The sequence below is a fragment of the Moorena sp. SIO1F2 genome (assembly GCF_010672755.1).
Classification (GTDB): Bacteria; Cyanobacteriota; Cyanobacteriia; order Cyanobacteriales; family Coleofasciculaceae; genus Moorena.
Window position 1 is genome coordinate 1 of record NZ_JAAHFV010000262.1, and the last position, 9,383, is coordinate 9,383.

At 44.1% G+C, this 9,383-nt stretch carries 12 protein-coding genes and 1 pseudogene; 5 read left to right on the forward strand and 8 right to left on the reverse strand.

Annotation, left to right across the window (positions count from 1 at the left end):
• A pseudogene (locus F6J94_RS24430) lies at positions 1-228 on the forward strand (hypothetical protein); the annotation flags it as partial.
• Here the strand turns inward: F6J94_RS24430 and rfbB are convergent.
• Positions 155-1,252, reverse strand: coding sequence for a dTDP-glucose 4,6-dehydratase (gene rfbB, locus F6J94_RS24435; protein ID WP_293044925.1), 1,098 nt, complete (start codon positions 1,250-1,252; stop codon positions 155-157). The pseudogene F6J94_RS24430 and the gene rfbB sit on opposite strands and share 74 nt — an antisense overlap.
• A gap of 390 nt (positions 1,253-1,642) precedes the next feature.
• On the opposite strand from rfbB, the gene F6J94_RS24440 reads away from it, so the two are divergent.
• On the forward strand, positions 1,643-1,783 hold the full coding sequence (locus F6J94_RS24440; protein WP_293044927.1) for a hypothetical protein: 141 nt from the start codon (positions 1,643-1,645) through the stop codon (positions 1,781-1,783).
• Here the strand turns inward: F6J94_RS24440 and F6J94_RS24445 are convergent.
• Positions 1,775-2,848 carry a glucose-1-phosphate thymidylyltransferase gene (locus tag F6J94_RS24445; protein ID WP_293044929.1) on the reverse strand — a complete coding sequence of 358 codons (1,074 nt, stop codon included), beginning with the start codon at positions 2,846-2,848 and terminating at the stop codon, positions 1,775-1,777. The genes F6J94_RS24440 and F6J94_RS24445 overlap by 9 nt on opposite strands.
• 3 nt (positions 2,849-2,851) lie before the next feature.
• Positions 2,852-3,061, reverse strand: coding sequence for a hypothetical protein (locus F6J94_RS24450; RefSeq protein WP_293044931.1), 210 nt, complete (start codon positions 3,059-3,061; stop codon positions 2,852-2,854).
• An 87-nt stretch (positions 3,062-3,148) separates the two neighbouring features.
• On the opposite strand from F6J94_RS24450, the gene F6J94_RS24455 reads away from it, so the two are divergent.
• Positions 3,149-3,319: a hypothetical protein gene (locus F6J94_RS24455; RefSeq protein WP_293044933.1), complete on the forward strand. Its 171-nt coding sequence runs from the start codon at positions 3,149-3,151 to the stop codon at positions 3,317-3,319.
• Between the two features lie 3 nt (positions 3,320-3,322).
• Here the strand turns inward: F6J94_RS24455 and rfbD are convergent, their stop codons facing one another.
• From rfbD to F6J94_RS24480, 5 genes are all read right to left on the reverse strand, one after another.
• Positions 3,323-4,213, reverse strand: a complete 891-nt coding sequence (gene rfbD / locus F6J94_RS24460; protein WP_293044935.1) for a dTDP-4-dehydrorhamnose reductase — start codon at positions 4,211-4,213, stop codon at positions 3,323-3,325.
• Positions 4,210-4,755, reverse strand: coding sequence for a dTDP-4-dehydrorhamnose 3,5-epimerase (gene rfbC / locus F6J94_RS24465; RefSeq protein WP_293044937.1), 546 nt, complete (start codon positions 4,753-4,755; stop codon positions 4,210-4,212). The genes rfbD and rfbC overlap by 4 nt, the downstream gene beginning before the upstream one ends.
• A 398-nt stretch (positions 4,756-5,153) precedes the next feature.
• Positions 5,154-5,801 carry an alpha/beta hydrolase gene (locus F6J94_RS24470; RefSeq protein ID WP_293044949.1) on the reverse strand — a complete coding sequence of 216 codons (648 nt, stop codon included), beginning with the start codon at positions 5,799-5,801 and terminating at the stop codon, positions 5,154-5,156.
• A 170-nt stretch (positions 5,802-5,971) separates the two neighbouring features.
• The gene (locus F6J94_RS24475) at positions 5,972-6,400 is read right to left on the reverse strand and encodes a hypothetical protein (RefSeq protein WP_293044940.1); all 429 of its coding nucleotides are present in this window, start codon (positions 6,398-6,400) and stop codon (positions 5,972-5,974) included.
• Positions 6,360-6,617: a hypothetical protein gene (locus tag F6J94_RS24480; protein ID WP_293044942.1), complete on the reverse strand. Its 258-nt coding sequence runs from the start codon at positions 6,615-6,617 to the stop codon at positions 6,360-6,362. The genes F6J94_RS24475 and F6J94_RS24480 overlap by 41 nt, the downstream gene beginning before the upstream one ends.
• 38 nt (positions 6,618-6,655) lie before the next feature.
• Between F6J94_RS24480 and F6J94_RS24485 the strand changes: the two genes are divergently transcribed.
• A complete protein-coding gene (locus tag F6J94_RS24485; RefSeq protein ID WP_293044945.1) occupies positions 6,656-8,176 on the forward strand; it encodes a hypothetical protein in 1,521 nt (506 codons plus the stop codon).
• Entirely contained in the window at positions 8,169-9,341 is a 1,173-nt protein-coding gene (locus F6J94_RS24490; protein WP_293044947.1) for a DUF1822 family protein, read from the forward strand. The genes F6J94_RS24485 and F6J94_RS24490 overlap by 8 nt, the downstream gene beginning before the upstream one ends.
• Positions 9,342-9,383: the final 42 nt, after the last annotated feature.

Sequence of the window (9,383 nt, forward strand, 5' to 3'; positions counted from 1 at the left end):
TCAGAGGTGCGACCCGTGGCGAATTTAATTCGCCTACGGAAAGCGCACCTAAGCGGTCTTGACCACACTGCATCGCTACTCCCTACTCCCTACTCCCTACTCCCTACTCCCTACTCCCTAAAACCTAGGACAAGGTACTCAAGCCTTAACCCTTCTAGGCATAAACTTTCTGATAATAAGCTTGATACTCTTGGGATAGCAATGGTTGCCACCAATCCCGGTTGCTGAGATACCACTCAATAGTTTTACGTAGTCCACCTGCTAGGGTTTCTGTTGGTACCCAACCCAGTTCAGTTTTAATTTTAGTGGCATCAATAGCATAGCGACGGTCATGGCCTGGGCGGTCTTTGACAAAGGTAATTAACTGTTGCGCTGGAGCGACAGGTAGATCAGGGGCTAATTCATTCATCAGCTCACAAATCTGTTGAACTAGGTCAAGGTTTTTGACTTCGTTATTGCCACCAATGTTATAGGTTTCCCCTGGTTGACCTTTGTGAATCACTACATCTAAAGCACGACAATGATCACCCACATAGAGCCAATCTCGAATATTTTGTCCATCCCCGTAGACCGGTAGAGATTTGCCCAACAGGATGTTGATGCACATCAGGGGAATTAATTTTTCGGGAAAATGATAGGGTCCGTAGTTATTGGAGCAATTAGTGATAATAGTGGGGACCCCATAGGTATGGTAATAAGCCCGAGCAAGATGGTCACTGCCAGCTTTGGAAGCAGAATAAGGACTGTTGGGGGCATAGGGTGTGGTTTCACAGAAGGCTGGGTCATCAGCACTTAGACTGCCATACACTTCATCCGTAGACACATGGAGGAATCGATAATCCCTTGGTTGTCCTTGATTTTGCCATTTTTGCCGGAAGGACTCTAGTAGGGTAAAGGAACCGACTACATTGGTGCGGATAAAGGCATCGGGTCCTAAAATGGAGCGGTCAACGTGGGATTCAGCAGCAAAGTGGGCGACGGTGTCGATGTTTTCTTCCTGTAGCAGGCGGTCTACTAAAACGCGATCGCATATGTCTCCCTGGACAAACCGCAAATTGGCTTTCTCTTCCAGACCAGCCAGATTCTGGCGGTTGCCAGCATAGGTCAGAGCATCTAGTACCACCACGCGATCGCCTGGGTACTGTTCACACCAGTGATGAACAAAATTCGAGCCAATAAATCCTGCACCACCTGTTACTAGTAATTGGCGAGGTTGTCTAGTAGTCAGGGATTTTTGTTCAGAATAATTCATGATTAGTTTGAGTATGTCAGTACTTCAGTTGGTTATTATAAAAAATAGGCAAAAGGTTACAGGTTACAGGTTAAAGGTTAAAGGTTAAAGGTTAAAGGTTAAAGGTTAAAGGTTAAAGGTTAAAGGTTAAAGGTTAAAGGCCATAAGTATTAAATAGGCAGGCAATATGCCAGCTATCAATAGGCTTTCATAAACAATAATTGACCCAAACAGCATCATCAAACTACCTTTTCAATAGAGAGGTCTAATTTTACCTAGTAGTAATGCTTAACGAGGTATTGGTTAACCATTAAACGTTATCAGTAAACCTACCCTACGGGAACGTCAAAAGCGAACAACCAACTAACCTACCCTACGGGAACGCCAAGGGGAACCTGATAACCTTGGCCTTTGGCCACGCTACGCGAACAACCTGATAACCTTGGCCTTTGGCCACGCTACGCGAACAACCTGATAACCTTGGCCTTTGGCCACGCTACGCGAACAACCTTCAACCTTCAACAGTTAACTCACAAACTGTACTTAAGTTAATTCAACTTGTGAGTCATCACCAATCATGAATCGTAAAGCTTTTGGATGTTGGGGTGCAGCTTTAACTTGAGCTCTTTCTCCAATTAAACTATCGACAATTCGTTGATGAATTCCCGTTAATTTAGCACCTTTTAGAATCACGCTATTATCAATGTCAGCATCTACTAGAGTAGCTTGTTCAGCAATGCTAGTATATGGACCAATAAAGCAGTTTTCCAGATGGCAGTTTTCACCAATGGTAACTGGACCACGAATGGTACAATTAGTAATATAAGACCCCTTACCAATCTTTACCCGTCCGCTAATTTGACTTTCGGAGTCAATTTCACCATCAACATCAGATTCTAGACAAGTATCTAAAATAATCTGGTTAGCAGCTAGTAAGTCATCTTTTTTACCAGTATCCAGCCACCAACCTTTGAGTTTAAAAGCTTCTACATTTTTTTGCTGATCAATCAAGTATTGAATCGCATCGGTAATTTCCAGTTCCCCTCTAGCAGAAGGCTGGATGTTAGCAATTGCTTGATGGATAACAGGAGAAAATAGGTAAACACCTACCAGTGCGAGATTAGAAGGAGGAACTTTGGGTTTTTCTACTAGCTGCAACACTCGGCCAAATTCATCGACTTTGGCAACACCAAAGGCAGTAGGATTTTCTACCTCCCTTAGCAGAGTCAGAGCATCCAGATTTTTGTTCTGGAAATTTTCTACAAATAAGTTCAGCTCACTTTGAACCAAGTTGTCTCCCAAGTACATTACAAAAGGAGAATCTCCCAGAAACGGTTGGGCGACTTTAACGGCGTGGGCAAGTCCTAAGGGTTGGTCTTGGAGGATATAGGTAATGTTGGCTCCGAAGCGATCGCCATTTCCTGTTTTAGCCTTAACTTCTTCCCCAGTTTCAGGACTGATAATAATACCGATATCAGTAATACCAGCAGCGATAATCGCTTCAAGCCCATACCACAAAATTGGTTTATTAGCAACAGGTACTAACTGTTTGGCACCAGTATAAGTTAGGGGACGTAAACGAGTGCCTTTTCCCCCAGAAAGAATTAGTGCTTTCATAAGCTATATAAAATCCTCACTATAAAGTCTGAAATATGAAATATGAATTATGAAATATGAAGGTTGGCAGGTTAGCAGGTTGAAGGTTGAAGGTTGTTTGGTTGAAGGTTGTTTGGTTGAAGGTTGTTCGCGTAGCGTGGCCTTTTGGCCAAGGTTGTTCGCGTAGCGTGGCCAAAGGCCAAGGTTAGCAGGTTGTTCGCGTAGCGTGGCCAAAGGCCAAGGTTAGCAGGTTGAACGCGATGGACGAAGTCCCGCTTTCAGCGATCGCGTGGCCGAAAGGCCAAGGTTGAAGGTTTAAGGGTGAACTTGAACTATAGCGGTTTTCATAGTAATCAGGTACACAGGATTTTTTTCCAATTCCCGATTCCCGATTCCCGATTCCCGATTCCCGATTCCCGACTCCCGACTCCCGATTCCCTACTCCCTACTCCCTACTCCCTACTCCCTACTCCCTACTCCCTATGCTTATAGCAATTACCCAAGCTTTTGATAAAGTTCTGCTAACATTTGCCTCAAGGATTGACGCCAATGGGGCGGATAGGTTCCCAAGGTTTGGGATATTTTCTGGTTTGAGAGAACTGAGTAAGCTGGACGCTGAGCAGGAGTGGGGTATTCTGGGGTAGTAATTGGAACAACTCGCTGCAATTTTAAGGGGAAGCCCAGGAGTTTGGCTTCTTCAAAGATGGCAACGGCAAAGTCATACCAACTAGTGACACCACTGTTGGTGAAGTGATAGATTCCCCCTACCACTGGATTAGAATCCATTGCTTGCAAAAGTTGAGTAATGGTTACTGCTATATCCTTAGCCCAGGTAGGAGTACCCACTTGATCCGCTACCACCCGAAGCTCTTCTCGCTCAGCCCCCAGTCGTAGCATGGTTTTGACAAAGTTGCCATGACCACGAGTACCGTAAACCCAAGCAGTCCTCAGGATGAGAATGCGATCGCATTTTTGCTCAACCCCTTCTTCCCCTTGCAGTTTCGAATTACCATAGGAACCGATGGGGTTAGGAGTGTCTTGCTCCGTGTAAGGAGTATTTTTGGTGCCATCGAACACATAGTCAGTGGAAATATGGAGCAGGATGGCTCCTAAATTCTGAGCTTCCTCTGCCATGATGGTTGGAGCAACAGCATTAATCGATTTAGCCAGTGCCAGTTCTGTCTCTGCTTTATCCACAGCCGTGTAAGCCGCTGCATTGACAATCACGTCAGGCTTAATCTGATGAATTACCTGACGAATACTCTCCGGCTCAGCTAAGTCCATATCCGAGCGCCCCACACCGATTACTTGGCCTAGGGGACTAAGAGTATTTTGTAACTCTTGACCCACTTGTCCAGTAATCCCAGTGAGTAAGATTTTTTTCATGAAAAAACCTCGGCTGTTTTGAAAGACTTACCCGCTTGATCTTTAGCCGACAGACTAGGAGAGTCGGTCAGAGGCCAATGAATGGCTAGGTCAGGGTCATTCCACAAAATACTCCGCTCGTGATCAGGAGCGTAGAAGTCGGTAGTCTTATATAAAACTTCAGCGAATTCAGAGACCACCAGGAATCCGTGAGCGAATCCAGCCGGAATCCAGATTTGTTGTTTATTTTCTGCACTCAGCAAACAACTAACCCACTGTCCAAAGGTCGGGGAGCTTTTTCTAATATCCACTGCCACATCAAATATAGTCCCCAGTAAAACCCGCACCAATTTACCTTGGGGCTGCTGAATCTGGTAGTGTAATCCTCGAAGCACTCCTTGGGCTGAACGGGAATAGTTATCCTGGACAAACTCAGCGGTGATCCCAGCTTTATCTGCTAGAACTCGTTTATTGTAGCTTTCAAAGAAAAAACCACGGTCATCACCAAAGACGCGGGGTTCAATAATTAAGACTTCGGGTATTTTGGTTTCAATAACGTTCATAGAGTTCTCTGGTTGATTAGCGAAGCGCGTTAAAGTGACCAACTACTCATCAAGTTTGTGTTATCTACACTGAAATAATTTCAAGATTTTGTAAACTTTTTGTGAAATATATCAGTTTCACACTTTACACCCTAGTCGTCTGTTAATTGAAAACAAACAAGATTGATAGGGGAGTAATTATAGTAGTCTGCACTCAATTAGACTACACCTAGTTGTGTAGAAAGCGAGGGATGGCAAGATGGGGAAGATGGCTCTAGGCTTAATCGGACAAACTTTTGTATTCTACTGAGTTTCTAATTGTTATCAGGATTTCGGAATCGAAAAAATTAAATTAACTAAAAGTCCTTGACCTTGGCCAAAAGGCCACGCTACGCGAACGGTCACGCTACGCGAACAGATTACCGATTAGCCATTACTTCAAGAACAAAATTACGAAATAGCACTACTACCTCTGGGATGATTTGATGTCCCATGTCAAATTCTTGATACTTGACCTGTATCCCTAAACCAGTTAAAGTATCTCTAGCATTGTGAGCAGCCATTAACGGTACAACCTCGTCTTGTCTGCCATGAACTATCAAAATCGGTGGTAACGATGAGCTTGTAGGAAGTTGGGGTTCGCTATGTAAATAGCCACTCATGGATACTAAGCCTGCTATTGGCAAGGTTAAACCTACATCTAATGTCATGGCTCCACCTTGGGAAAATCCACTCAAAATGGTGCGGGATAGGGGCACGCCAGTGCTCACTTCGTTCGCGTAGCGTGGCCTTTTGGCCAGGGATTCGAGCCAATCAATCAGCTTCTGTCTGCTTTCGGTTAAGCCTTGATAGCCGGGGACATTCAGATCATACCACATTTTCCCCCCAGGTACAGCAGGATGGTCAAAGGGAGCTTCAGCAAATAGAAACTGATAGTCTGGTAAGTTTAGCGCCTTAGCCAAAGATACCAAATCTTCGGAGTTGGCTCCAAAGCCGTGTAAGCAGACAATTAATCCAGTTGGTGGTTGATTGTTGGTAGGGGCAACGTTAATATACTTCAGTGACAACGAATTATCTCCAGAATCAGAGTAGATGATCTCTTGAGAATTGTAAGCTTTTCGGCAACCAGTTGATAACAGAGTTATTCCCAGAGCTCCTAAACTTTGGAATAGAAATTTTCGTCGCTTAAATGGATTGAGTTTCACAATTAATAGGTTTTTGAACGCGATCGCGTGGCCTATTGGCCAAGGTTGGGAGGTTGAACGCGATCGCGTGGCCTATTGGCCAAGGTTGGGAGGTTGTTCGCGAAGCGTGGCCTATTGGCCAAGGTTGGGAGGTTGTTCGCGAAGCGTGGCCTATTGGCCAAGGTTGGGAGGTTGTTCGCGAAGCGTGGCCTATTGGCCAAGGTTGGGAGGTTGTTCGCGAAGCGTGGCCTATTGGCCAAGGTTGGGAGGTTGTTCGCGAAGCGTGGCCTATTGGCCAAGGTTGGGAGGTTGAAGGGTTGAAGGTTGTTCGCGAAGCGTGGCCTATTGGCCAAGGTTGGAGGTTGAAGGGTTGGAGGTGGTTTTTGTCCAGGCGTCCGTTGTAGGGTAGGTTGGAGTTTGATGATTGACGGTGAGGGAATCTCAAATTCTAGCAGTCGCCAGGGCAGGCGCGGACATGACAAAAGTCTCAAACCTAAGTAAGCGCAAGAGTTTGACTTCTGACTTCTGACTTCTGACTTTTGACTTCTGACTTCTGACTTCTGACTTCTGACTTCTGACTTCTGACTTCTGACTTCTGACTTCTGCTATAACATTACTGATTACACTCAATCGTTCCACCATTGACCAACCCCTTGCTTGTTGCTTTTGCTTGAGAAAACTGCACAGGTTAAATAGCATGACATCTATATACTAGTGGAGTGCTGTCTCAATCGGTTATGGATGCATCTAGATACTCGACAATTCGGGTATTTGACCCAGCCAATAACGAAGAAGGCTACAAAGTCTGCCATCAACAGCAAGCACAGGAGTTTTTTGAACAAACACTCCTGGGATTACATCCAAAGGAAAGATTATCAGCTCAGTGGGAGCGAGATATCCAGGATTTACTGCTATCCTGGTTTCGCCCTGAGCTATCTACTGTTGATCCTACATGCCAGGCGTTAGCTGGACTTTGTCTTCGGTGCTATGTTTCTTCCTCGATCCTAAAGGCTTGTAAAACACTAGCGAGTCAGTTTTGCCTTGACTATCGGTTAACTTACCGTGAGCTGCTATCCTATGTACTCAATGATGATGGCAAAACTCCGATTATTCTCGATAGTGATGGCAAAGCTCAACTGGTTGTTAATAAGCAAGGTGACATTGAACCTGGACTTGGTCAGTTTTTTACGATTGATGTCTTGGCAAGCTATCGTCTGAACTCATCAGCTCGCCTCAGTTTGGACAATTGGGCATATCTTAAAACCAAACAACATCCTGAGATCAAACGTTGCTTAGCTGAACAGGGATTGCCCTTGTCCAGTAACTGGTCACTGTTGGGACGAGTTAAACTCAGACATCTTGAACAGCTCTATCCACGCGATCGCAAACTAGTTGAAACGTTCCATACTGTCTATTCTCAAGACAGACAACAGCAACGGCGCAATAGAGTTAACCATAGAGTTAAGCATAGAGTCAACCATAGAGTTAACCAATGCCTTGAGCCTAGGGATGACCAACTCCAAGACATGCTCCACCTGTTGCCAGAACGTGGTGTTATAATCAATTCCACCAAAGAGCTTCACAAAGAACTAACCAGGATAGCCAAGGGTCTGCAAGAGGAGGAGATTTGGAGCCGCAGAGGAAGTCCGATCTGGGAACCTCTAGAAGCACGGGATCCAGAAACTGGCGAGTATGTCCCGAAAGAATTACCTGATCTAAACTCTATTAATACCATAGATCATTTAGGACAATCTGAATTGCAGGATTTTCTTGAACAGGGACTGATTGAGGTTTTAGATCACGCTATAGCGCAAGCGTTGGCTGAGCACATTGCCTCTTTAGAGCAAAGGCGCCGTTACGCTTGTTTTGCTTCAAAGGTTATCCCAGGTTTCCGATTCCTTTACTGTGAGGGTAAGTCTCTTAAAGAGATAGCAACCCTTTTGAATATGACCAATCATTCCCAAGCCAGCCGAGTCTTGGCACCAGGGAAACTGCTGAATCGCGTTCAGTATCTGACTGTAGAAAATTTTTTCCAGCTTATCTCAACAACTACTAAAGGATTAGCTCTGGAAAAAAATGCCACAAAGCTCGATTATTTGAGTAACCTGATGCAGGAAGTCGAGGCTTTCTTGAACACACAATTTTTTCAAGAAGCGGTAGCCGAACTGAGTACTTCTAAAACCCGTTCAATGACTAGTTTATATGCTCAGCGACTGTGCCGATATCTAGATGAACACAAGGATAAAACTAATGAATAATGCTAGGATAGATTCCAGGGATATAACCCTTTCAACTCTAGAAGTATTTTGGCTCGAACCTGAAGACTTTGACCAAGCGAAAAAGATTAGTAAAAAAGTGAATAAGGAGGCAAACCATTGGCAAAATTATCTAAATGGTTTAGCGTTATTTGGGTTTGAAAGATGGTTAGAAGAACGGGTTGATAAGCTACCAATTAATAAGGATAAATGTTCGGTGTTTCAACCAGACTATGCTAATCTGATTGAAACGGTATGTAATTTGAGAGTTGGGGATTTTAATCTGTGTATACTTGTCACGGAAAATCTCCTAGAGCCAGGGGTTAATGTTCCAATAGCTGCTGTTGAATTACCAGAAATTGCAGCTCATTTCTATATCATAATTGAGGTTAAAGAAACCCAAGAACACGGTATTATTCGAGGTGTTTTACGTCACGACGAGTTGGTTAAATATCGCGAATCAGCTAACTTACCACAAGGTAACCGTAACTATAATTTACCTCTGTCTTTATTTGATGAGCAACCAAATCATTTACTGCACTACTTGCGTTGGTTAGATTCTCAAGAGATCACAATTCCAGTTGCTGATACTAAGCGTTCTGTTCAGGAAATCCTACCATTCTTTGCTGACACAGCGATTAATACAGCAGAGTGGCTGCGAGGAGAAATGGATCAGTTAGCAAGCTGTTTATCTTGGCAACTGCTTCCTGACTATACTTTTTCTAAGCCATTGATGCGTCGGATTAGTCCAGTATCGGATGAACCGGACAGATATCGAGCGATCGCTAAAGAGTTGAGACGACAAAAAGGATTAATTGTTCCGGCTCATGCTCGTGGCTCTTACCAAACTGTTAATTTAAATGGCATTCTGTTCAAACTATGTGCTGTTACCTGGTTCATTTACCAGAAAGCACCAGAAGATACTCGAGAATGGGCATTGCTATTGCTAATCGAAGACTGTCTTGGTAATACACTTCCCCCTGGTATGAAGTTACGAATCAGTGAATTCACTGGTGTTGTCTCTGAAGCGGTATTGGTAAATGAACGTTATCTCCATGTTGCAGTAGCAGGTAGCTGGAACCAAAAATTTGTAGTAACCATTTCTTTAAGTAACGGAGCATCATTAACTCTACTTCCCTTTGCTTTTGAGCCTGATAAATGTTTATGAGATTTTAATAGGGAGTAGGGAGTAGGGAGTAGGGAGTAGGGA

What these genes read in the sequence shown, in the direction of transcription:
- F6J94_RS24490 (WP_293044947.1), top strand. Translation starts at nt 8,169, where the DNA reads ATGAATAATGCTAGGATAGATTCCAGGGATATAACCCTTTCAACTCTA.
- rfbD (WP_293044935.1), bottom strand. Translation starts at nt 4,213, where the DNA reads ATGAAAAAAATCTTACTCACTGGGATTACTGGACAAGTGGGTCAAGAG.
- F6J94_RS24480 (WP_293044942.1), bottom strand. Translation starts at nt 6,617, where the DNA reads ATGCTATTTAACCTGTGCAGTTTTCTCAAGCAAAAGCAACAAGCAAGG.
- rfbB (WP_293044925.1), bottom strand. Translation starts at nt 1,252, where the DNA reads ATGAATTATTCTGAACAAAAATCCCTGACTACTAGACAACCTCGCCAA.
- F6J94_RS24485 (WP_293044945.1), top strand. Translation starts at nt 6,656, where the DNA reads ATGGATGCATCTAGATACTCGACAATTCGGGTATTTGACCCAGCCAAT.
- rfbC (WP_293044937.1), bottom strand. Translation starts at nt 4,755, where the DNA reads ATGAACGTTATTGAAACCAAAATACCCGAAGTCTTAATTATTGAACCC.
- F6J94_RS24445 (WP_293044929.1), bottom strand. Translation starts at nt 2,848, where the DNA reads ATGAAAGCACTAATTCTTTCTGGGGGAAAAGGCACTCGTTTACGTCCC.